This window comes from Brevundimonas sp. AJA228-03, from assembly GCF_017795885.1.
GTDB lineage: Bacteria > Pseudomonadota > Alphaproteobacteria > Caulobacterales > Caulobacteraceae > Brevundimonas.
The window spans coordinates 902,443-923,867 of sequence record NZ_CP059297.1 but is presented as its reverse complement, the minus strand read 5'-3'; the positions used below and the strand labels follow the sequence as shown (position 1 = coordinate 923,867).

The window sequence follows — 21,425 nt, the reverse complement described above, 5'->3', positions numbered from 1 at the left end:
AGATTGACAGTTTATGTTGTCAAATCCTGATTACACTTTTGAGCGTCAGGCGCGGGCGACAACCAGTCCTGCGATCATGGGCATGGCGGTGGAAACCCGACGGGCCGTCGAGAATCCGGCCGTGCGGCACATATCGATCACTTCGCGTATCGGACGCGGGCGGCCCGAGCCCATGGCCAGCAGATACATGCCGAAATAGGCGTCCCCGACCCGTTCGGCCCCCGGCTCGGCGGCGAAGGGCTCGCCGATCAGCAGGGTCGCGCCGGGTTGCAGCGCCTTGCGGACGGCCCGCAGGATATCCAGCGCGGGTCCGTCGTCGTGGTCGTGCAGGATGCGGATCAGGCTGATCACATCCGCCCCGCGCGGCAGCGGATCGTCGAAAAAACTGCCGCCGGTGGCCTCGACGGTCAGTCCCTCGGCGGCGAAGGCGGCGCGGGCGCGGGCCGCGACGGGGGGCAGGTCGAACAGGCCGAGGTCGAGATGCGGTGCGCGGGCGGCGACGGCGCGAAGGAAGGTCCCCTGGCCTCCACCGACATCCATCAGCCGGCGATGGCGGGACAGATCGAAGGCATCCAGCACCTGGGCCGAGACCATGGCCTGGGAGACCGACATCAGGCCGGAATAGGCCGCAGCCGCTTCCGGGTCCGGGGTGTCGCCATCGGCATAGGGCCAGTAACCGGCGAGGGCCCCGCCCCCGCCCCCGCGCCTGAGCAGGGCCAGCGGGTCGGCGAGGTCGGCATAGAGCAGGGCGTGGTGCTCGATCATCGCCGTGACGCCGGGGGCTCCCAGCAGGGCGGCCCCCTCCATGCCCAGGGCATAGCGGTCGGGACCGGCGGGCTCGGCCAGTTTCAGGGCCACGGCGGCGCGGACGAGACGCAGGGTGGCATCGGCGTTCAGGTCCACGACGGCCGAGAGGTCTGCGACGGAGGCGGGGCCCTTCGAAAGCCGTGTCAGCAGGCCGGACCGCACACAGGCCTGGGCGATCTGCGAATAGATGAAGCCGGCCGAAAGGTCGAACAGGGTCTGGGCCCGCCGGCGCGCCATCGGCCGGGTCAGGGGAAAGCGCGAGGCCCAACGCTGGAATCCGGGGTCGCCGACCAGACCATTTCGCCAGGCACGCCAGTGGTCACCAAAAGTCTCGGTCATCAATGCATCAATCCTCCCCCATCGGGGGAGGGGGACCGCGAAGCGGTGGAGGGGGCCAACCGCGCACGCCGGAGTCTGGTCGGGCCCCCTCCGTCATGTCGCGAAGCCGCGACATGCCTTGAGGATCACATCGTATACGATGTGACCGCAAGCCCCCGGCGGGGGAGGCTTTCGCTTGTCTCAATCAGGGTGGACACCTTTGGTGTCGTGTCAACAGGGCAAGGCGGTGCCGGGCGGACGGGATCGTCATCGTCGGATCGGGACCCCGGGATCACCGGATGGCGACGACCGGAAACGCCGGGACCTGATGTGAGCGATCCTGCTCCGGGAAGGGTCACTCCTGTTTCGGGCGATTCTGCCCTTCGGCAGTCCGTGCTCGCTCCGCTGACCGGTCGCGGTCGCGCTTCCGGGAGCGCCTGACGGAGACCAGTTCCCAGACGGCCCAGCCCAGGAACAGGCCAAAGAACAGGATAAACTCGATGAAGAAAAAGTGTTCGTCTCTCATGCCGTCTCTCCTGTCAGCAATCCATGGACCGCCGCGACATCGGCGACGATGGCGGCCACCCGATCGGGCCGTTCCTCATGCGCCAGATGGCCCAGACCCTGAAGCGTTACGATGGTCGCAACCGGCAGGGATGCCCGAACCTCTTCGGCCACCGAGGGAGGCACGGCCTGATCGCGCGAGCCGACCACCAGGGTCAGATCGGCCTGAAGCTGCGGCAGGGACCGCAGCATGTCGGAGATGTCCCAATTGGCCATCATGCCCAGGGTCCCCGCGACATGGCCGGGCTTCCGCAGCAGGCGGGCGTAGAGGTCGATGCCCCGGTCGTCGATCACCGAGCCCGTCCCCCGGATCAGGCGGGCGACGCGGTTCCGGTCCCGCGCGGCCGAGGCGAACAGATGCACCGCCAGCGGATTGACGAACAGGCCCATGGCCAGGCCCCGGAACAGGGGCGCGACGGCTCCGGCGAAGGGTTGCAGCGCGCCGTTGATGGCAATGACAGGTGCCTCTCCGAACCGGCCGTCGAGCGACATCCGCAGCGCGATGGCCGCCCCGGCCGAATGGGCGACGACGATCGACGGCCGAACGTCCAGAGCCTCGATCAGGGCGGTCGTGCGCCGGGCCATGGCCCAGAGGGACAGACCGTGGTCGGGCGGCATGGCGGTGAAACCCTGGGCCGGCAGATCGGGAGCGACCACGGTGAACCGGTCCGTCAGCAGCGGCGTCAGATCCCGCCAGCTGTGGGTCGCGGCCCCGGCCCCGTGCAGCAGAAGGATCACAGGCCCCTGACCGGAGACCTGCACATGCCAGCGCAGGTCGCCGACCGTGACGAACCGGCTGGCCGCGCGATTGGGCCAGTCGCGGCCCTCGACATCCCAGTCCGGACGGTCGCTCACACCTTCACCTTACCGAGACGTCGCCCGACAGGGCGATCGCCGAGGTCCGCACGCCCGGGCGTCGCTGAGGCCACCGTCAGTCCTCCAGCGACCGGACGACATCGCGGACCCGCCCGGCCTCGACATAGGGCAGGGTCGCGAAGGTCGCGCCCATGGCCTCGGCCAGTCTGGCCCCCTCGCCGCGCGGGCGGGGGGAAATGTCGATCAGCGCGGCGCGGAGCCCCGCTGCGCGGATGCGGCGGCAGGCGTTCAACGCATCCTGTTCCGCCCGGGTGCGAAAGGCCCCGCCATCGAGCGCGATATTGCCGCGCCCGTCGGTCATGAAGACCAGCAGAGGCGTACGGCCCTTCGCGCGTTCGGCCACGCCCAGGATCGCGGCGGCTTCCAGCCCCGCGGCCAATGGCGTCGCCCCGCCTCCGGCCAGTTCGGCCAGCTGCCTGCGGGCACGGGCCAGCGACCGGGTCGGTGGCAGGCGCAGGTCCGCAGTCTCCCCCCGGAAGGCAATCAGGGCCACCTGCGTCCGGCGCACATAGGCCTCGGCCAGAAGCAGTTCGACCGCGCCCTTGGTCTCGGCCAGCCGCTGAAGGGCGGCCGAGCCCGAGGCGTCGACCACGAAGATAACCGTCGATTCCGAGCGCTGCTCGAAACGGCGGATGCGGAAGTCGTCGCGGCACACCCGGAGCGACCCTGCCGATCCGGTCGGCTTGCCGCGCAGCCGCTGCCAGGGCGCTGCGGCCTTCAGCGTTTCCACCAGATCCAGACCGGCCGATCCATCCGGCTGACCGGGACGGGTGCCGATGCGACGACCCCGCCTGGCGGCAGGCAGACGCGCGCCCGAAGCGCCGGATCGGGCCGGCGCAGCGCGGGACACGGCACCGGTGGCCAGCCACAGATCCTCCAGGCCCTCGGGCAGGGCCGCGCGGGCCGCCTCCAGTACGATGTCGTCCAGGGCACCCTGCCCCCGATCGGTGTCGTCCGGACCGTCGTCCTCGCCCCCGGTCTGCGGGTCTTGCGGCGTGTCGACGTCGTCGGGTTCGGGTTGAGCCTCGGCCGCGTCGGGTTCCGCCTCGGGCGGTGCGGGAATGCGGGTGGCGCGCGGGCTCAGGACCAGTCGGGCGGCGTTCGACAGGTCGTCCCGCTCGATGACGTCGCGGCCCTCGAGTGCGGCGAGGGCCGCGGCGGTGCGCAAGGCCAGGCGAGGGGCCCGCAGCGACCAGACGCCCAGAGCATCCGCAGCCGAGCAGATCGCATGGACGGCGTCTTCGCCGGGGGCCGCGACCTCGGCCAGGGCAGCGCGGGCCTCGGCGATGTCGTCGGGCGTGGCGCTGATCGGCAGGGCGTCGCGGTGGCCGATGGAGTCGAGCTCAATGCGGAAGGCCAGTCGCTCCATCAGGGCCTCAGGCGGAAGCTCGTCGCCCAGACCTTCGTCCAGCGCCACCAGCACGAATCGCGTGGCAAGACGCTCGGCCACCCCGTCGCGCTCGACGCGGACGGCCCCGTCCTCGATCGCTCCGGCCAGGCGCGCGGCCGTGGCGGTCGCCATCCGCTCGGCCATGGGGGCGATGACCACCCCGCCATCCGCCTCGGCCAGCACGCCGCGCTGGAGCATGCGCTGGCCCGCTCCGAGCGCCGCCGCCAGGTCGAGCCCGCCCAGCAGACGGTCGTCGCCGATCCCCGGCGGCATGCGTCGCCACGGCGTGTCGGCGGTGTGGAGGGCGCGAAATCCGCTCAGCCAGGCGTCCCGGGTCGGTCCCGGGCCGGCCCTGATCGCCACGCCCCCGAGACCGGGGTCCACCGCCAGCAGCGCAGCGACCAGCATGGCGTCGGCCCAGCGATCCTGAGCGGCCCCGGCCTGGGCGTCGGCCCCGGTCATGCCGCCAGCAGCTCGTCCATGGCGCGCTCGATCCGCACGGTGGAGGCCTGCTCGTCCAGCGGTCCGCGCCGCAACCGGTGACGCAGGGCCATCGGCGCGATCTGGCGCAGGTCGGCTTCGGTCACCGCATCCCGCCCATCCAGCGCAGCCCTGGCCCGGGAGGCGCGCAGCAGGGTCAGTTCGCCCCGCAGACCGTCAGCCCCGACGGCCATGCACAGGCGCGAGCCCATCTCCAGAACTGCATCGGGCACCACGATGGCATCCAGCCGGCTCTGGGCGGCGGCGACCTTCCTGCGGATGGCGGCGTCCTTGCTTTTCCACGCCCTGGAGAAACCTTCGGGATCGCGGTCGAAGGCGTCGCGGCGCTTCACGACCTCCACACGCTCGGCCAGGGTGTCGGGCGTGCGGACCTCGACCGACAGGCCGAACCGGTCCAGCAACTGGGGCCGCAGTTCGCCCTCCTCGGGGTTGCCGGAACCGACCAGAACGAACCGGGCGGGGTGGCGGACGCTGAGGCCCTCGCGCTCGACCACGTTCTCGCCCGACTGGGCGACGTCGAGCAGCAGGTCGACCAGATGATCTTCCAGCAGGTTGATCTCGTCGATGTAGAGGAAGCCGCGGTTGGCCCGGGCCAGCAGCCCCGGTTCGAACGCCTTCTCCCCCAGCGTCAGGGCGCGTTCCAGATCCAGCGCGCCGACCACCCGGTCCTCGGTGGCACCCAGCGGCATGTCCACGACCGGCGAAGGCGTGGCTCCGACTCCGGCATGTTTGCATACGCCATCGCAGGCCGGGCTGGGCCGGTCCGGCTCGCAGTTGAAGCGGCAGCCGACGATGACCGGGAGAGCAGGCAACAGCGCGGCCAAACCGCGCACCGCCGTCGTTTTTCCTGATCCCCGGTCGCCGAACACCATGACCCCGCCCAGAGTCCTGTCCACGGCCGCCAGAAGCAGGGCCTGTTTCATGTCCGACTGGCCGACGATGGCCGAGAAGGGGAAGACGACGCGCATCAGTGTCCAATCCGTTTGACAGTTACGGTTTCATGCATGACCGTTCGGGTCAACGCGTCGCGGTAGGGCGAGGAATGCGATGGGGGACGAAATGGCCAGTGCGTCCGGGTCCGCCAGAAGCTGGCGCTATCATCCGCAGCGCGACGCCCTGCTGGCCGAAGCCCATGCCCGGCCCTTCACCCCTCTGGTCGGACCGGCCCTCGTCACCCGGATCGCCACCTTGGCCGGTCAGGACGGAGAGGCGCGCGACCGCGAGCACATGACCGCTCTCTGCCGCCGCCTGGGTCAGTCCGAGCCCGGCCCCGGCGCCCGATGGTGCGCGCTGGATGCCGGAATGTGGCGGCTGCGCTGGGAGCGCCATACGGAGCTGTCGACCTGGACCTTTTTCCGCACGCCGACGGGGACGACGCCGTTCGCGGAGACGGCGATGGACCTCGCGCCCGAAGACTGGCTGGCGCAGATACCGGGCGACGTTCTGGTCGCGACGCGGCTGGAGGTCTGGCCCGCTGTCGACGAGAAGGCGACCGCCGCCCTGTTCGGGGTCGAGGCGGTCGGGGCCAGCCTGGCGGACGGCGCGGCGATCGCCCTGACCGATTTCCGGCCCGACGCCGGAGGCATGACCCGGTTCCTGATGCTGGCCCACGCGGGCGACGCGGCCCTGACCGGGCGGCTGGTGCAGGGGCTGCTGGAAATCGAGACCTATCGCCTGATGGCGCTGCTGGCTTTTCCGGTGGCGGGTCAGGCCAGTGGCGAACTGGCCGCGATCGAGCGCCGGGCGGGCGAACTGGCGCATCGGTTGTCAGAGGATTCGGACCCGGTGGCCGACCGGCTGCTGCTGGAGCAGTTGTCCGGTCTGGCCGGAGAGACCGAGGCCCTGATCGGGCGCACCGGCTTCCGGTTCGGCGCGGCGGCCGCCTATCACGGCATCGTCCGGGAACGGATCGAGATGCTGCGCGAGCACCATATCGAGGGCCTGCTGACGCTGGGCGAATTCATGCAGCGGCGACTGGATCCGGCCATGCGGACTTGCGACGCGGTGGCCGAACGCCAGCGCGCCACGATCGACCGGATCGCCCGCATGACGCAGATGCTGAATACCCGCGTGGAGGTGGCGGCCGAAGCGACCAGCGCGGCCCTGCTGGCCTCCATGGATCGACGCGCGGGCACCTCCCTGAAACTGCAGCAGGCGGTCGAGGGATTCTCGACCGTGGCCATCGCCTACTATGCCATCGGCCTGCTGGGCTTTCCGCTGAAGGCGGTCGAGCATGTCTGGTCCCGGTTCGACGCGACGGTGGCCCAGGGCATCATCGCTCCCATCCTGGCACTGGGCGTCTGGATCGGCCTGACGGCCTGGCGGCACAGGCTGGAGAAGGAACATTGAGCCTGCGGCGGTTTCGCAGCGCGTTTCCTGAACTGGACGGTGTCCGCCGCAGTTGACACCGGTTGGCGCCGGACTAATCTCCCCGCAACTAAACCCAGGGAGCTGTATCTATGCGTCGTTTCGGTATCGTTGGTATGGTCGCCGTCGGCGCCCTGCTTGGACTGTCCGCCTGCTCGGGCGGTGGTGAAGACAAGGCCGCCGCGCCGGCCGAACCGGCCGCCGCACCCGCAACCGCTCCGGTCGAGGCTCCGGCCCCCGCGCCTGCGCCTGCGGCGGAACCGGCGGCGGCACCGGCCGCCGACGCGGCTGCCGCTGGCGGCAGCGTCGTGGTCGCCGGCTTCACGGGCACCGAGGCTGCGGGTGCTCGCATCTTCGCCCAGTGCCGCACCTGCCATGCGATCGAGGAAGGCGTGAACCGCGTCGGCCCGTCCCTGCATGGCATCATCGGCCGGACCGCTGGTCAGGTCGCCGGCTACAACTACTCTGCCGCCAACAAGGCCAGCGGCAAGGTCTGGGACAACGAGACCCTGTTCGCCTATCTTGAAAACCCCCGCGCCTATATCCCGGGCACAAAGATGGCCTTCGTCGGCCTGCGTGACGCGCAGCAGCGCGCGGACGTCATCGCCTATCTGAACGCTCACGACAACGACTGATCCCGGGGGTTCAGCCCGGAACCGGAAGGCCCTGGCGGAAACGCCGGGGCCTTTTTCTTTGTGCGGTCAGCGGGACAGGCGGCGACGCAGGTCCAGCAGGTGCAGCGGGAAGGACGCCGCCAGAGCCAGCGAGATCCACCCCCAGTCCGCCCCGACCAAGGCCGCTCGTGCGGCCAGCAGGATGCAGACGCCCGGGCCGAATACCAGCAGCAGGGCCCAGGGCATCATGCGGCGTGTCATCAGCAGGACCACAGCCTCGATCGCCATGATGACCAGGATCAGATCGACCGCATGGCCGCTGGCGAAGAAGCCGCTCATCGGCCAGGCGCGACGCCGGTCATGCCGGGCGCAGGCCCAGCAGGTGCCCCATGTCCTTGAAGAAGATGCGGGCGTGGGCGGCGGGTTTCGCCCTGACCAGTTCCTTGTTCATATAGGCTTGCCAGGTCAGCTCCTGGATGTCGGGGTCGTCGCACAGGCTGACGAAACGCTCGCGCCGCTTGTCCGAGCGGTACCAGAAATGCTGCATGACCCCGAGCACCAGGAAGACCTTGCCGTGGGCCTTCATGAACCGCTTACGGGCGGTCCCGAGGGCTGACGCCTTGCCGGTGGCCAGGGTCGCCTCGACGGCTTCCGCCGCCAGCCTGCCGCCCTCCATGGCATAGTAGATGCCTTCGCCGGACGCAGGCGCGACGACGCCCGCCGCATCGCCGGCCAGCACGACGTCCTTGCCGTTGTCCCAGCGCTTCATCGGCTTCAGCGGGATCGGCGCGCCCTCGGTACGCACGGTCTCGCAGTCGGTCAGGCCGGCGACCTTGCGCAGCGCCGTCACGGCCGTTCGCAGGGAAAAGCCTTTCTGCATCGAGCCCACGCCGATCGATGCAGTGTCGCCGTGCGGGAAGATCCAGGCGTAGAAGTCAGGCGATAGATGGCCCTGATACCAGACGTCGCAACGGCTGGCCTCGAAGTCGGCGGTGCCGGCGGCGGGAGTCTTGATGATCTCGTGATAGGCGAAGACGTAGCGCTGCCGGTCCGCCCCCTTCACGGCCTGGGCCGCGACGTTGGAGCGGGCACCGTCGGCGCCGATGATGGTGCGGGCACGGACGGCCATGGGCGGCGACTCCCGGGATGCGCCGGTCGGACGGTAGAGGACCAGGGCCGATCCGTCGGCCTCGCGCTCGATGCGGTCGAAGGTGCCGGTGCGGCGCTGGGCCCCCGCGCTCCCGGCCCGGGCGCGCAGCCACTCGTCGAAGGCCTCGCGATTGACCATGCCGACGTAGCCGCCCTCGATCGGCATGTGCACGCGTCGGTCGGAGGGGGCGATCATCCGGGCCTCATTGGCCCTGGCGCAGATCAGGCTGTCGGGGATGTCGAAGTCCCTGATCAGCCGGGGCGGGATGGCCCCCCCGCAGGGCTTGATGCGACCCTGGCGGTCCAGCAGCAGGACCGTGCGACCCTGCGAGGCCAGATGGCGGGCAGCCGTCGATCCGGACGGCCCGCCGCCGACGACGACGCAGTCGAAGGTCTCGGCGACGATACCGGGTTCAGGCCTGGACATGACGCGCTCCGATGGGTTGGGTTTGAGAGGACGCGGCCGGCGCGCCGATACGGGCGGCGATCACGGCCGAGACGATGAACAGGCTGGCCTCGATCGCGAAGACGAGGCCAAAGGCGGAGGCGTCCTGGGCGAACAGGCGACGGCCGATGTCGACCGCGACCGCGCCGAAGAAGCCGCCCGCGCCGAAGCCGACGGCCTGGGCGGCACCCCAGACACCCATGCGAATGCCTTCACGCCGACCCTTGCCCTGACCCGCCAGCGCCATCATCGAACCGATGGCGGCGACGGCGAAGACGCCGTTGAAGAAACCGAGGGCGAACACGGTCGGCGCGATCGGCCAGCCCGGGCCGACCCGCGCGGCGACCGCGAGGGCCGCCAGGGCCAGGGCGGAGCCGCCGCAGCCGGCCAGGGTCCAGCCGCGCATCCAGCCCTGCCCTCGTCCACCGACGAAGCCGCCCGCCGCCCCGACCAGGATCATGCCCAGAAGCACCCCCCCGTGCTGCATGCCCGACATCTGGGTCGACTGGCCCGGCGTCATGCCGAACACCAGTCCGGCGAAGGGCTCCAGGATCAGGTCCTGGGCGCTGTAGGCGATCATGGAGATCAGGACGAAGACCGTGAAGCGGCGCGCCTGACCGTCGGCCAGGGTCTCCTTCAGGGCGACCGCGAAGTCGACCTTCGGCTCGGACGGTTCGGACGCGACCTCGGGCGTCTTCTCGACCCCGGCGACAGCGGCGAGCGTCAGCAGAAAGGCTCCCAGGGAGACGACGCCCGATATCATCGCCAGACGCTGCATGGAGAACGGGTCCAGCATACCGCCCGCGATGCTCGCGGTGGCGGCGATGCCCATGACCATCATGATCCAGGTGATGGCGGCGGCGGCAGGCCGGCGCGTCGGCGTGACACGGGTGGCGAGCAGCGCGAGCAGGGATGTGCCCGAGGCGCCGACGCCCGCCCCGATCAGGCTGAAGGCGAGGATGGCCAGCAGGATGCCCGGAACCGGCGAGGCGCTCATCAGGGCCGTGGCATCGGCGGCCAGCACGCCGCCCAGGGCCAGGACGCCCATACCGCCGACGATCCAGGGCGTGCGGCGGGCTCCCCCGTCCGACCCATGGCCCCAGCGCGGGCGCGACAGCTGCACCGCATAATGCCAGGCGACCAGGGCGGCGGGCAGGACGGCGGGCAGGGCCAGCTCGACCATCATGATGCGGTTCAGGGTCGAGGTGGTCAGGACGACGATCGAGCCCAGCGCGGTCTGGACCAGACCCAGCCGGACGATGCCGAGCCAACCCAGAGGCCTGTCGTTCATGCGCCCGCTCCGATGATGCCGCGCACGGCAAAGGCCGAGACCAGCATGCCGATGACGTAGAGGGTGGTGCCCGTGGCGTTGTACCAGGGGGTGAATTTCTTCGGGTCGCCCAGCAGGCGCGCCATCAGGGCGAACTGGACCGCCAGCAGGACTCCGACGGCCAGGCCATGCCAGGGGCGGTCCCAGGCGACGAGCAGCAGGGTCACGACGATGACCTGGGGCGCGGCCATGACGGCGCAGGCGATGCGGGCGGCCGACTCGACGCCCAGCTCGGCGGGCAGGGATTTCAGGCCCAGCAGCCGGTCGCCCTCGACGGCCTTGAAATCGTTCAGGACCATGATGCCATAGGCCCCGAAGCTGTAGAGGGCGGCCAGGATCAGGACGGGCGCATGCGGCAGGGCCCCGGCCATCACGGCCGCGCCCGTGAACCAGGTCAGACCTTCATAGGACAGGGCCACGGCGAACGGCCCGGCCACGCCGTCCCGCTTCAGCCGCAGGGGCGGGGCGCTGTAGGCCCAGGCCAGGGCCAGGCCCAGAACGGTCGCGCCCAGCACCCAGGGGCCGGTCAGGGCCGCGACGACCACCGACAGGGCCGTCCAGATGATCGCGATGTACAGGCCCCAACGACCGGGAATGCGGCCCGACGGGATCGGGCGGTTCGGCTCATTGATCGCATCGACGTGGCGATCGAACCAGTCGTTGACGGCCTGGCTGGTGGCGCAGACCAGGGGTCCGGTCAGGGCGATGCCGGCGATCAGAAACAGCCAGCGCCCCTGGAACGGCATGCCCGAGGAGACGACACCGCACATGAAGGCCCACATCGGCGGGAACCAGGTGACGGGCTTGAACAGCTCCAGCACGGCGGCCGGAGAGGGCACGGAAATCGAGGGCGTGTCGAGCGTGCTGGCCATTCCGCACCGTCGCACTGGACAGTCGAAAGTGTCAACTTGGATTGACAGTTTCGACGGTGCTGGAGTCAGGAAAAGTGACTCTCACGTCTCCAACGCAGCGACCGGAACCAGCATTCTGGACGGACGGTGCGACAGGATCGGTCGCAGGGATGGTGGGGCGTGTCGCTGGCTGCGGATCAGTCGTCCAGATCGCCCAGGCCATAGCGGCGGAGCTTGGAATACAGGCTCTGGCGGCTGAGGCCCAGCACATCAGCGGCCGAGGCGCGGTTGTCCGAGGTCAGGGTCAGCGCCGCCTCGATGCACAGCTTCTCGATCAGGTCGGTCGATTCGCGCACGATGTCCTTCATCGGCACGCGGCCGATCAGGTGGGTCAGCTGCTCGACCGACTGCGACACCGCGCCACCGATCGCGGGCGCGACGGGGGCCTCGGCCAGGCGACGCGCGACGTTGCGGATGCTGAAACCATAGGTCGGCTGGGTGTCGTCGGGCACCACGACGGCGGTGACCTCCACATCCTCCTGATCGCCGAACTGGCTGCGGATGACGGTGGCGAAGTTGCGCAGCGCACCGTGGTCGCGCAACTGGGCCAGCATGATCTTCAGGTCGATCTGCGGGCGACCCAGGAAGCGGTCCAGCGGGAGGTTCGTCGCCTCCTCGCGGCTGGCCAGATGGGTCAGGTCGAGGAAGGCCGGGTTGGCCGTCAGGATGCGCAGGTCGGTGTCGGTGACGACGAAGGCGTCGGAGATGCGCGACAGCACGGCCGTCAGGGTCGCATTGGGATCGATTCCCTGGGCGATGGCATCGGGCGTCAGCCGCACCAGCAGCGACGAGGTCCGGTCGTGGCGGAACATCGAGGCGGACAGCAGGCAGGTCTCGCCATTGGCCAGCTTGACCTTGATCGCCTCACTGCCTGTGCTGCTTGTTGCGCCATCCAGCAGATCGGTGGCGGCACTCACGCTTGAGGGGTCGAGCAGGATGGCGAACCCCTGGCCGACGACGCTGCCCTCTTCGCGGCCGGCGATGCGCGCGACGGCGGGATTGGCCTCCCTGACCTTGCGGGTCGGCGCATCGAGGATCAGCACGGCCTCGGCCGCGCTCTGGAACAGGAGCCGGTATCGGGCTTCGGCCTGACGCAGCCTCAGGTAGTCCCGCTCGACCGATTGCTGGACCTGAATCAGCCGCTGTTGCAACACGGCCGAGCCCTGCAAATCGCGCCCAAGCACGATCACGCGGCCTTCTGAACCCGCGCTGAAAGCGAAATAACGAATCGGAACATCGCCGTCATCCGCGGGATGATTGACCTCGCGCCAGCGGGCCGGCTTGCCCGAAACGACGTCGGCCAGCATCTCGGAAATCTTGTGACGGCTCTCGTCGGTGACCGTGTCGATCCATGACCGGTTCATCCAGTCACCGATGCCGTTTCGGGCCAGGTCGTTGGAAGATACGGATAAATCCCGGACGATCCCGTCGCTGTCCAGCAGCAGGGCGAGATCGCTGGCAGCGGCCACCACCCCGGCGGTCGCCTCCGCCGTCAGTCCCTCAAGCGCCGTCTTCGGCTGCCGAAACGGTATGGTGACCGATGGGGACGAAAGCATGGTCATCCAGAGCCATTACGGGTCGGGTGGCGCTTGTTCAAGCGGCGGAGTGCTGCGGGGCGAATAGCCGCGCTGCTGCCAGAACGGCCTCTCGGGCATCGCCAGCGGTCTGATCGGCCCCGACCATTGCAACCCGGTCGGGATTTTCAGCGAAGGCGCGGCCCCCCACCATGACCCGGACCGACCCGTTCCTGGACACGGCGCGAAGGCGCGAGATCAGGGGGGTCAGGGGCTCCAGCCAGCGTTCGTTGGCCATGGAGAAGCCGATCAGGTCGAAGCGTTCCGTCTGGACGACATCTTCCAGATCCTGGGCCGTCGCGTCGGGCATGCAGATGGTCCGCCAGCCGGCCTGGCGGAAATATTCGACCACCATGATGAGGCCCAGGGAATGCTGGTCGCCCGGCGTGAGGGCGAACAGGGCTGTGCGGCCGTCGCCGCCGCCACCCTCGACGTGCACGCGATCGGCGTATTCATAGACGAGTTGCTGCAGGCGACACAGACCCACGGTCACGTCGGCGAACGTGCAGATATCCTGTTCCCACCACTCGCCCAGCAATTTGGCGGCCGGTGACAGCAGCTCGAAATAGATGCCCTCGACCGATACGCCACGCCGGACCAGCATTTCGACCTGATCGACCAGGGCAGACAGGTCCAGCGTCATCGTCTGGTGCGCAAAGCTTTCAAGCTCGGCCGGCACCACAACGCCCAAATTCATCGGGATGACTTCGCTGCGACCGTTCTGGTGCGCGGCCAGAAGACGGGGAATGATCTCGCCCTCGATCAGCTGGGCCAGGTCGATCGGCGACGGAACGCCCGACAGGCCGGGCTCGGATCGACGGAACCGGACGACGTTGTCGCCATCACCCGACGATGTCGGCGTACGATCGGGCGCGCCCCCGGCGCGATTAACGTAGGCCATCGACCCTCCTCCCCGGAGCGTGATCTCTTGCGTCAGGCGTGATCCCCATCCACCCGGCGAAGTGTTTCCTCATCCAACCGGCGACCTTTGGGAGAAGGTTGTCGGGCCGTCTCGCGCTTTGGTCCGGATCCGTCGCCCGAGAGGCGAACTCGAAGGATCTTCGGCAATCCACGCACGCACGTCACTTCCACTTACAGGCGACATTGGGTCCACCATTCCGGCAGCGAGTCAACCCCGGAGGGGCGGTCCAGAAGTGTCAATCTGGATTTACGTCCAATCTATTTGACACATGCGTAGCGACCGACCTAGGTTTCGATATCGCCTCTATCGGGGGGCGACCGGAGTCGGTCGATGTCATCGAGCGCGATCCATCATTCAGGCGGCCACGGCGATGCTTCTCACGGGGGCGTTCGGGGACTGCTCAGTCGGCGTTTCAGCGGTCTGATCGATCGCGTGGCCCCGTGTCCGTGGACCGCTCATACAGGCCAGCACAGCGTCAGCGACGTGGGTGCGGGCATCAGCATGGCGACCCGGCCGCTGTATACACCCGAGGAACGCGCTCGCCGCGACAAGACGGTCTGGACCCTGGTCCAGGGCATCCTGGCACCGGTCCAGTTCCTGGCGTTCGGCGTCAGCGTCTGCTTCGTCATCCGCTATCTGGCGACGGGTGAAGGCGCGATGGCCGCGACGATCTCGGTCCTGGTCAAGACGGCGCTGCTCTACACGATCATGGTCACCGGCGCGATCTGGGAGAAGGTCGTGTTCGGCCGCTACCTGTTCGCCCCGTCCTTCTTCTGGGAGGACGTCTTCTCCATGCTCGTGATGGCCCTGCACACCGCCTATCTGGGCGCGGTCCTGCTGCATGTCGGCACCCCGCGTGAGCAGCTGATCCTGGCTCTGGCGGCCTATGCGACCTATGTCATCAACGCGGCCCAGTTCATCTGGAAACTGCGGATGGCGCGGCTGGAAGCGCCCGCGAAAAACACGATGGTCGCCGCATGAGCGAGGCCTTCGTCCTCGACCGGCCCGCGCCGACCGGCGGCTGCGCCGAGACGCCGGTTCTGCGCGAGCGGGGACAACGCGAAGTCTTCTGTGGATTAACCGGAATCGTCTGGCTGCATCGCAAGATGCAGGACGCCTTCTTTCTGGTCGTCGGTTCGCGCACCTGCGCCCATCTGATCCAGTCGGCGGCGGGCGTGATGATCTTCGCCGAACCGCGCTTCGCCACCGCCATCATGGAGGAGAAGGATCTTGCCGGTCTGACGGACACCAATGACGAGCTGGACCGGGTCGTCGACCGCCTGCTGGCGCGCCGTCCCGACATCAAGCTGCTGTTCCTGGTCGGCTCCTGCCCGTCGGAGGTCATCAAGCTGGACCTGTCGCGCGCCGCCGGTCGCCTGTCAGAAAAACACAGTCCCGCCGTCCGCGTGCTCAACTATTCCGGCAGCGGCATCGAGACGACCTTCACCCAGGGCGAGGACGCCTGCCTGGCCGCCCTCGTGCCGCAGATGGCCGAAGCTCCGGCCAATGCGGAAAAATCCCTGCTGATCGTCGGGGCCCTGCCCGACGTGGTCGAGGACCAGTTCCGGCGCCTGTTCGCGGCCATGGGCATCGGGCGCGTCGATACCCTGCCCGCCCGCAAGATCGCCGACCTGCCCGACGTCGGGCCCAACACCCGCTTCCTGGTGGCCCAGCCCTTCCTGGGCGACACGGCCCGGGCGCTGGAGGATCGCGGCGCGGTCCGTCTGGACGCCCTGTTCCCGTTCGGGGCCGAGGGCACGACCGACTGGCTGCATGCCGCCGCCATGGCCTTCGGGGTCGACGAGCTGAAGTTCCGCGCCGTGGTCGCGCCCGGCCGCGAACGCGCCGCCCGCGCGCTGGAAAAGGTCCGGCCCGCGCTGGAGGGCAAGTCGATCTTCTTCTTCCCGGACTCGCAGCTGGAGGTGCCGCTGGCGCGGTTCCTGTCTCGCGAACTGGGCATGATCCCGCTGGAAGTCGGCACCCCCTATCTGCACCGCACCCATCTGGCCCGGGAACTGCCGCTGTTGCCGTCCACGACCCGCCTCAGCGAAGGCCAGGACGTGGATCGCCAGCTGGACCGCTGCCGCGAGGCCCGCCCCGATCTGTCGGTCTGCGGCCTGGGTCTGGCCAATCCGCTGGAGATGGAAGGCCTGACGACCAAATGGTCGATCGAGCTGGTCTTCTCGCCGGTGCATGGCTTCGACCAGGCGGCCGATCTGGCCGAGCTGTTCGCCCGCCCGCTGAACCGCCGCGACCGTCTGTCGGACGCCATCGTCCCGGCCCGGGCGGCACGACGCGAGGCTGCGTCATGCAACTGACCGTCTGGACCTATGAGGGCCCGCCCCACGTCGGTGCGATGCGGATCGCCACAGCGATGTCAGGTTTGCATTACGTCCTGCACGCGCCCCAGGGCGACACCTATGCCGACCTGCTGTTCACCATGATCGAGCGCCGCGGCGCGCGGCCGCCGGTCACCTACACCACCTTTCAGGCGCGCGATCTGGGCACCGACACGGCCGAGCTGTTCAAGACCGCCGTCATCGACGCCCATGCCCGCTTCCAGCCCCAGGCCATGATCGTCGGTGCCTCCTGCACGGCCGAGCTGATCCAGGACGATCCGGCCGGCATGGCCCTGGCCATCGGCCTGCCGATCCCGGTCATTCCGCTCGAGCTGCCCAGCTATCAGAAGAAGGAAAACTGGGGGGCGGCCGAAACCTTCCGCCAGCTGGTCCGCCACCTGACCCAGGTCGTCGAGCGCAGCCCGATGGCGGGTCGCCGGCCCTCCTGCAACATTCTGGGCCCCACGGCCCTGGGGTTCCGTCACCGCGATGACGTGGTCGAGATCACGCGGCTGCTGCAGCGGATGGGCGTCGACATCCATGTGACCGCACCGCTGGGGGCCACGCCCGCCGACATCGCCCGCCTGGGCGCGGCCGACTTCAACGTCGTCCTCTATCCCGAGATCGCCGGAGAGGCGGCCAGACAGCTCGAGAAGATGTGCGGCCAGCCCTCGGTCAGGACCGTGCCGCTGGGCTATGGCGCGACGATCGACTTCATCAACGAGGTCTGCGCCCTGACCGGGCTGGACCCCGCGCCCGTGCTGGACGGCGTCCCGTCGCGGATGCCCTGGTGGTCGCGTTCGGTCGATTCGACCTATCTGACCGGCAAGCGCGTCTTCGTGTTCGGCGACGCGACCCACGTCATCGCCGCCGCCCGGGTGGCGACCGAGGAACTCGGCTTCGAGGTCGTCGGCATGGGCTGCTACAATCGCGAGTTCGCCCGCGAGGTCCGCGCCGCCGCCGCCGACCTGGGCCTGACCGCCCTGATCACCGACGACTATCTGGAGGTCGAGGACGCCATCGCCGCGCTGCAGCCCGAACTGGTGCTGGGCTCGCAGATGGAGCGTCACATCGCCAAGCGGCTGCGCATCCCCTGTGCCGTCATCTCGGCCCCCTTCCACGTCCAGGACCACCCGGCGCGGTTCTCGCCCCAGATGGGATTCGAGGGGGCCAACGTCCTGTTCGACACCTGGGTGCATCCGCTGGTCATGGGACTGGAAGAACACCTGCTGCACATGTTCCGCGACGACTTCGAGTTTTCCGACGAAGCCGGCGCCTCCCACCTCGGCGGCCATTCCGCCGCTCCGCAAGCCAGCGTGCAGACGCCGGCCCCTGCCCCGGTCGCGGCCGAGGGCCAGCCCCTCGCATCGACAGAGGTCGGGACCGTCGTGTCCGAGATCGTCTGGGCTCCCGATGCAGAGGCCGAACTGAGGAAGATTCCCTTTTTCGTGCGCGGCAAGGCCCGTCGCAACACGGAACGCTTCGCCGTCGAGCAGGGGCTTGCGACGATCGGTGTCGAGACGTTGTACGATGCGAAATCCCATTACAGCCGCTGATCACGCCCAGACGGGCCAGACCGCGCCACAGGTGCGAGTCGTCATCGTCACACTCGATAACCACCTGGCCGGAGCCGTCGCCCAGGCCGAAGAGGAACTGCGCAAGACCGCGCCCGGCCTGACCGTTTCCCTGCACGCCGCCTCCGAATGGGGCAGCGATCCGCACGCGCTCGACGCCTGCCTGAAGGATATCGCCACCGGCGACATCGTCATCGCCTCGATGCTGTTCGTCGACGATCACGTCCAGATGGTCCTGCCGGCGCTGAAGGCCCGCAACGAAGCCTGCGACGCCATGGTCTGCCTGATGTCGGCGGCCGAGGTCGTGAAACTGACCAGGATGGGCCCGTACCGCATGGACGGCTCGACAAAGGGTCCGCTGGCGATGCTGAAGAAGCTGCGCGGAAACACCAAGGCGACCGGCGGCGTCCCCGGCGAGAAGCAGATGGCCATGCTGCGCCGCCTGCCCAAGATCCTGGCCTTCGTGCCCGGCACGGCCCAGGACGTCCGCGCCTATTTCCTGACCCTGCAATACTGGTTCGCCGGCTCGACCGAGAACATGGTGTCGATGGTCCGCTATCTGGTGGACCGTTACGCCGACGGCGAGCGCCGGGTCCTGCGCGGCAACATGAAGGCGGCGGCCCCGGTCGAATATCCCGAGATCGGCGTCTATCACCCGCGCATGGGCGACACCGCCGCGGCCCGGATGTCGGAAACGCCCGCCACCCTGCCCGCGGTCGAGGGCGGCAATGGCACGGTCGGCCTGATCGTCCTGCGCTCCTATGTGCTGGCCGGTGACGCGGCGCACTACGACGGGGTGATCGAGGCCTTCGAGGCGCGGGGCATGAAGGTCATTCCGGCCTTCGCCAACGGGCTGGATGCCCGTCCCGCCATGGACAAGCTGTTCATGAAGGACGGCCGACCGACCGTCGACGCCCTGATCAACCTGACCGGTTTCTCGCTGGTCGGCGGGCCCGCCTACAACGACTCCTCGGCCGCCGCCGTGGCGCTCGGCAGGTTCGACGTGCCCTATGTCTCGGCGCATCCGCTGGAGTTCCAGTCCTTCCAGCAGTGGAGCGCAGGCGACCAGGGTCTGCTGCCGCTGGAGGCCACGATGATGGTCTCGATCCCCGAACTGGACGGCGGCATCGCGCCGATGATGTTCGGCGGACGCACCGATGGATCGGAGGCACCCTGCACGGGCTGCACGCGTCGCTGCACCTTCCCCGGCATGGACGCCAAGGCCATGGTCGCCTGCCCCGAGCGCGCCGGGACCCTGGCCGATCGCGTCGGCAAGATGCTCCGCCTGCGCCGTTCGGAACGAGCCGGGCGCAAGATCGCCGCGGTCCTGTTCAACTTCCCGCCCAATGCCGGGGCCGCCGGAACGGCCGCCCAGATGTCGGTCTGGGCCAGCCTGCACAAGACCCTGATCCGCCTCGCCGCCGAGGGCTATACCGTCGAGGTACCCGAGACGATCGATGCGCTGCGCGAGGCGTTGCTGGAGGGCAACGCGGCCCGCTACGGCACCGACGGCAATGTCCACGTCCGCATCCCGGCCAATGAGCATGTGCTACGCGAGCGCTGGCTGTCGGACATCGAAGCCGTCTGGGGTCCCGCGCCCGGCAAGTCGCTGGCCAATGGATCGTCGATCTTCGTGCTGGGGGCCCAGTTCGGCAACGTCTTCGTCGGCCTGCAGCCGCCCTTCGGGATCGAGGGCGATCCGATGCGGCTGATGTTCGAGGGCGGGTTCGCGCCGACCCACGCCTTCAGCGCCTTCTACCGCTGGATTCGCGAGGATTTCGGGGCTCACGCCGTGCTGCATTTCGGCACCCACGGCGCGCTGGAATTCATGCCCGGCAAGCAGACCGGCCTGTCGGAGGCCTGCTGGCCCGACCGGCTGATCGACGACCTGCCGAACCTGTATCTCTATGCCGCCAACAATCCGTCCGAGGGCATGATCGCCAAGCGGCGCTCGAACGCGACCCTGATCAGCTACATCACGCCGCCGATCAACGATGCCGGCCTGTACAAGGGTCTGCTGGACCTCAAGGCCCTGGTCGATCGCTGGCGCGCCACCGAGATCGAGGCCTCGGCCGAGCGCGCCGCCCTGAACCCGATGATCTTCGAGGCGGCCGAAATGCTGCACATCGACCTGATCGACGGATCGGACGACGCCCGCGTCAACGCCCTGATCGCAACGCTTCAGGAGCTGGAACAGACGCTGATCCCCAACGGCCTGCACGTCCTCGGCGAGGCTTTCAGCCGCGACGAACGCATCGACCTGCTGATGGCGGTGGCCGAGGCCCGCGAGGGACCCAGGCCCGGCCGCGAGGCGGTTCAGGCCTTGGTCGACGGGGCCGATGCCCGCACAGCGCTGGGCATCAGTGGCCTGAACTCCGACACCGCCGGCGTCGAACTGTTCCGCCATCTGCAGGCGACCAACGTCTCCCTGTCGTCCAATCCGGAGATGGAGGCGCTGATTGCGGCGCTGGACGGTGGGTACGTCATGCCGTCGCCGGGCGGCGATCTGCTTCGCACGCCCGAGATGCTGCCCACGGGGCGCAATATCCACGGCTTCGACCCCTTCCGCATCCCTTCGGCCTACGCCGTCGCCGACGGCATGCGCCAGGCGGACCGGCTACTGGCCAAACACCGCGAAGAGACCGGTGCGCTGCCGGAATCCATGGCCATCGTTCTGTGGGGGACCGACAATCTGAAGTCCGAAGGCGGTCCGATCGCCCAGGCCATGGCCCTGATGGGCGCGCGCCCCCGCTTCGACGGCTACGGCCGCCTGTGCGGCGCAGAGCTGGTGTCGCTGGAAGAGCTGGGCCGTCCGCGCGTCGACGTGGTGGCCACGGTGTCGGGCATCTTCCGCGACCTGCTGCCGCTTCAGATGAAGATGCTGGCCGACGCCGCCTGGCTGGCCGCCACCGCCGACGAACCGGTCGAGATGAACTTCGTGCGCAAGCGCGCGCTGGAGCATCAGCTGAAGCTGGGTTGCGACATGGAAACGGCCTCGCTTCGCGTCTTCTCCAATGCGGAGGGTGCCTATGGGGCCTCGGTCAACTCCCTGATCGACTCGGGGGCCTGGACCGAAGAGGGCGAGCTCGCCGATGCCTTCGAGAGCCGCAAGGGTTTCGCCTATGGCCGCAACGGCAGGCCGATGAAGCAGCCGGCCCTGCTGACCAGCGCCCTGGCCGGCATCGACCTGGCCTATCAGAACCTCGACTCGGTCGACTTGGGCGTCACCACCATCGACCATTACGTCGACACCCTGGGCGGCGTGGCCAAGTCGGCCGAACGCGCCAGAGGCAAGGCCGCGCCCGTCTATATCGGCGACCAGACGCAGGGCGAAGGCAAGGTCCGCACCCTGGCCGAACAGGTCACGCTAGAAAGCCGCACCCGCGTGCTGAACCCGCGCTGGTTCGAGGGCCAGCTGAAGCACGGGTCCGAAGGGGTCCGCGCCATCGAGGCCCAGGTGACCAATACGCTGGGCTGGTCCGCCACGACCGGCGACGTCCAGCCCTGGGTCTACAAGGAAATCAGCGAGACTTTCGTGCTCGATGCGGCAATGCGCGAGCGCATGGCCAAACTGAATCCGAAAGCCTCCGCGCGGATGGCCAACCGCCTGCTGGAAGCCTCCGACCGCAACTACTGGGCCCCGGATGCCGCCACGCTGCAGGCTCTGCGCGATGCCGCCGACGAACTCGAAGACCGCCTCGAGGGGCTCAGCCCCGCTGTTGCGGCTTAAGGACAGACCATGAG

Annotated in this window: 17 protein-coding genes; 6 read left to right on the top strand and 11 right to left on the bottom strand. The window is 68.9% G+C overall.

Annotation, left to right across the window (positions count from 1 at the left end; translation table 11 throughout):
• Positions 1 to 45: 45 nt before the first annotated feature.
• From HZ989_RS04580 to bchI, 5 genes are all read right to left on the bottom strand, one after another.
• Positions 46 to 1,146 carry a methyltransferase gene (locus HZ989_RS04580; RefSeq protein WP_209322455.1) on the bottom strand — a complete coding sequence of 367 codons (1,101 nt, stop codon included), beginning with the start codon at positions 1,144 to 1,146 and terminating at the stop codon, positions 46 to 48.
• A 334-nt stretch (positions 1,147 to 1,480) separates the two neighbouring features.
• Positions 1,481 to 1,651: a hypothetical protein gene (locus tag HZ989_RS04575; RefSeq protein ID WP_209322454.1), complete on the bottom strand. Its 171-nt coding sequence runs from the start codon at positions 1,649 to 1,651 to the stop codon at positions 1,481 to 1,483.
• Positions 1,648 to 2,544 (bottom strand): alpha/beta fold hydrolase BchO, encoded by an 897-nt coding sequence (bchO, locus tag HZ989_RS04570; RefSeq protein WP_209322453.1) that lies wholly within the window; start codon positions 2,542 to 2,544, stop codon positions 1,648 to 1,650. The genes HZ989_RS04575 and bchO overlap by 4 nt, the downstream gene beginning before the upstream one ends.
• Before the next feature lie 76 nt (positions 2,545 to 2,620).
• On the bottom strand, positions 2,621 to 4,417 hold the full coding sequence (locus HZ989_RS04565; RefSeq protein ID WP_209322452.1) for a magnesium chelatase subunit D: 1,797 nt from the start codon (positions 4,415 to 4,417) through the stop codon (positions 2,621 to 2,623).
• Positions 4,414 to 5,424, bottom strand: coding sequence for a magnesium chelatase ATPase subunit I (gene bchI, locus HZ989_RS04560; protein WP_209322451.1), 1,011 nt, complete (start codon positions 5,422 to 5,424; stop codon positions 4,414 to 4,416). Before bchI ends, HZ989_RS04565 begins: the two co-directional genes overlap by 4 nt.
• A gap of 91 nt (positions 5,425 to 5,515) precedes the next feature.
• Between bchI and HZ989_RS04555 the strand changes: the two genes are divergently transcribed.
• Both HZ989_RS04555 and HZ989_RS04550 read left to right on the top strand, forming a co-directional pair.
• Positions 5,516 to 6,805: a DUF3422 family protein gene (locus HZ989_RS04555; RefSeq protein ID WP_209322450.1), complete on the top strand. Its 1,290-nt coding sequence runs from the start codon at positions 5,516 to 5,518 to the stop codon at positions 6,803 to 6,805.
• 110 nt (positions 6,806 to 6,915) lie between these two features.
• Positions 6,916 to 7,458 carry a cytochrome c family protein gene (locus HZ989_RS04550; RefSeq protein ID WP_209322449.1) on the top strand — a complete coding sequence of 181 codons (543 nt, stop codon included), beginning with the start codon at positions 6,916 to 6,918 and terminating at the stop codon, positions 7,456 to 7,458.
• A 66-nt stretch (positions 7,459 to 7,524) separates the two neighbouring features.
• On the opposite strand, the gene HZ989_RS04545 is transcribed toward HZ989_RS04550, so the two are convergent.
• From HZ989_RS04545 to HZ989_RS04520, 6 genes are all read right to left on the bottom strand, one after another.
• Positions 7,525 to 7,776, bottom strand: coding sequence for a hypothetical protein (locus tag HZ989_RS04545; RefSeq protein ID WP_209322448.1), 252 nt, complete (start codon positions 7,774 to 7,776; stop codon positions 7,525 to 7,527).
• Between the two features lie 19 nt (positions 7,777 to 7,795).
• Positions 7,796 to 9,013: a geranylgeranyl diphosphate reductase gene (locus tag HZ989_RS04540; RefSeq protein ID WP_209322447.1), complete on the bottom strand. Its 1,218-nt coding sequence runs from the start codon at positions 9,011 to 9,013 to the stop codon at positions 7,796 to 7,798.
• Positions 9,000 to 10,322 carry a BCD family MFS transporter gene (locus tag HZ989_RS04535; RefSeq protein WP_209322446.1) on the bottom strand — a complete coding sequence of 441 codons (1,323 nt, stop codon included), beginning with the start codon at positions 10,320 to 10,322 and terminating at the stop codon, positions 9,000 to 9,002. Before HZ989_RS04535 ends, HZ989_RS04540 begins: the two co-directional genes overlap by 14 nt.
• Complete coding sequence (gene chlG, locus HZ989_RS04530) at positions 10,319 to 11,233, bottom strand: chlorophyll synthase ChlG (RefSeq protein ID WP_209322445.1); 915 nt, start codon at positions 11,231 to 11,233, stop codon at positions 10,319 to 10,321. Before chlG ends, HZ989_RS04535 begins: the two co-directional genes overlap by 4 nt.
• 176 nt (positions 11,234 to 11,409) lie before the next feature.
• The gene (ppsR, locus tag HZ989_RS04525) at positions 11,410 to 12,828 is read right to left on the bottom strand and encodes a transcriptional regulator PpsR (RefSeq protein WP_209322444.1); all 1,419 of its coding nucleotides are present in this window, start codon (positions 12,826 to 12,828) and stop codon (positions 11,410 to 11,412) included.
• A gap of 37 nt (positions 12,829 to 12,865) precedes the next feature.
• Positions 12,866 to 13,747 carry a B12-binding domain-containing protein gene (locus HZ989_RS04520; protein ID WP_209322443.1) on the bottom strand — a complete coding sequence of 294 codons (882 nt, stop codon included), beginning with the start codon at positions 13,745 to 13,747 and terminating at the stop codon, positions 12,866 to 12,868.
• Positions 13,748 to 14,269: 522 nt separating this feature from the next.
• Between HZ989_RS04520 and bchF the strand changes: the two genes are divergently transcribed.
• From bchF to HZ989_RS04500, 4 genes are read left to right on the top strand one after another with little or no spacing between them, the layout of a single operon-like run.
• On the top strand, positions 14,270 to 14,749 hold the full coding sequence (gene bchF, locus HZ989_RS04515; RefSeq protein WP_245162452.1) for a 2-vinyl bacteriochlorophyllide hydratase: 480 nt from the start codon (positions 14,270 to 14,272) through the stop codon (positions 14,747 to 14,749).
• Complete coding sequence (locus HZ989_RS04510; RefSeq protein WP_209322441.1) at positions 14,746 to 16,086, top strand: ferredoxin:protochlorophyllide reductase (ATP-dependent) subunit N; 1,341 nt, start codon at positions 14,746 to 14,748, stop codon at positions 16,084 to 16,086. The genes bchF and HZ989_RS04510 overlap by 4 nt, the downstream gene beginning before the upstream one ends.
• On the top strand, positions 16,077 to 17,663 hold the full coding sequence (gene bchB / locus HZ989_RS04505) for a ferredoxin:protochlorophyllide reductase (ATP-dependent) subunit B (protein WP_209322440.1): 1,587 nt from the start codon (positions 16,077 to 16,079) through the stop codon (positions 17,661 to 17,663). The genes HZ989_RS04510 and bchB overlap by 10 nt, the downstream gene beginning before the upstream one ends.
• Entirely contained in the window at positions 17,638 to 21,411 is a 3,774-nt protein-coding gene (locus tag HZ989_RS04500; protein WP_209322439.1) for a magnesium chelatase subunit H, read from the top strand. The genes bchB and HZ989_RS04500 overlap by 26 nt, the downstream gene beginning before the upstream one ends.
• Positions 21,412 to 21,425: the final 14 nt, after the last annotated feature.

What these genes read in the sequence shown, in the direction of transcription:
- chlG (WP_209322445.1), bottom strand. Translation starts at nt 11,233, where the DNA reads ATGGCCAGCACGCTCGACACGCCCTCGATTTCCGTGCCCTCTCCGGCC.
- bchB (WP_209322440.1), top strand. Translation starts at nt 16,077, where the DNA reads ATGCAACTGACCGTCTGGACCTATGAGGGCCCGCCCCACGTCGGTGCG.
- HZ989_RS04540 (WP_209322447.1), bottom strand. Translation starts at nt 9,013, where the DNA reads ATGTCCAGGCCTGAACCCGGTATCGTCGCCGAGACCTTCGACTGCGTC.
- HZ989_RS04500 (WP_209322439.1), top strand. Translation starts at nt 17,638, where the DNA reads ATGCGAAATCCCATTACAGCCGCTGATCACGCCCAGACGGGCCAGACC.
- HZ989_RS04535 (WP_209322446.1), bottom strand. Translation starts at nt 10,322, where the DNA reads ATGAACGACAGGCCTCTGGGTTGGCTCGGCATCGTCCGGCTGGGTCTG.
- bchF (WP_245162452.1), top strand. Translation starts at nt 14,270, where the DNA reads ATGGCGACCCGGCCGCTGTATACACCCGAGGAACGCGCTCGCCGCGAC.
- HZ989_RS04520 (WP_209322443.1), bottom strand. Translation starts at nt 13,747, where the DNA reads ATGGCCTACGTTAATCGCGCCGGGGGCGCGCCCGATCGTACGCCGACA.
- HZ989_RS04580 (WP_209322455.1), bottom strand. Translation starts at nt 1,146, where the DNA reads ATGACCGAGACTTTTGGTGACCACTGGCGTGCCTGGCGAAATGGTCTG.
- HZ989_RS04565 (WP_209322452.1), bottom strand. Translation starts at nt 4,417, where the DNA reads ATGACCGGGGCCGACGCCCAGGCCGGGGCCGCTCAGGATCGCTGGGCC.
- HZ989_RS04575 (WP_209322454.1), bottom strand. Translation starts at nt 1,651, where the DNA reads ATGAGAGACGAACACTTTTTCTTCATCGAGTTTATCCTGTTCTTTGGC.
- HZ989_RS04555 (WP_209322450.1), top strand. Translation starts at nt 5,516, where the DNA reads ATGGCCAGTGCGTCCGGGTCCGCCAGAAGCTGGCGCTATCATCCGCAG.
- HZ989_RS04545 (WP_209322448.1), bottom strand. Translation starts at nt 7,776, where the DNA reads ATGAGCGGCTTCTTCGCCAGCGGCCATGCGGTCGATCTGATCCTGGTC.
- HZ989_RS04550 (WP_209322449.1), top strand. Translation starts at nt 6,916, where the DNA reads ATGCGTCGTTTCGGTATCGTTGGTATGGTCGCCGTCGGCGCCCTGCTT.
- HZ989_RS04510 (WP_209322441.1), top strand. Translation starts at nt 14,746, where the DNA reads ATGAGCGAGGCCTTCGTCCTCGACCGGCCCGCGCCGACCGGCGGCTGC.
- ppsR (WP_209322444.1), bottom strand. Translation starts at nt 12,828, where the DNA reads ATGCTTTCGTCCCCATCGGTCACCATACCGTTTCGGCAGCCGAAGACG.
- bchI (WP_209322451.1), bottom strand. Translation starts at nt 5,424, where the DNA reads ATGCGCGTCGTCTTCCCCTTCTCGGCCATCGTCGGCCAGTCGGACATG.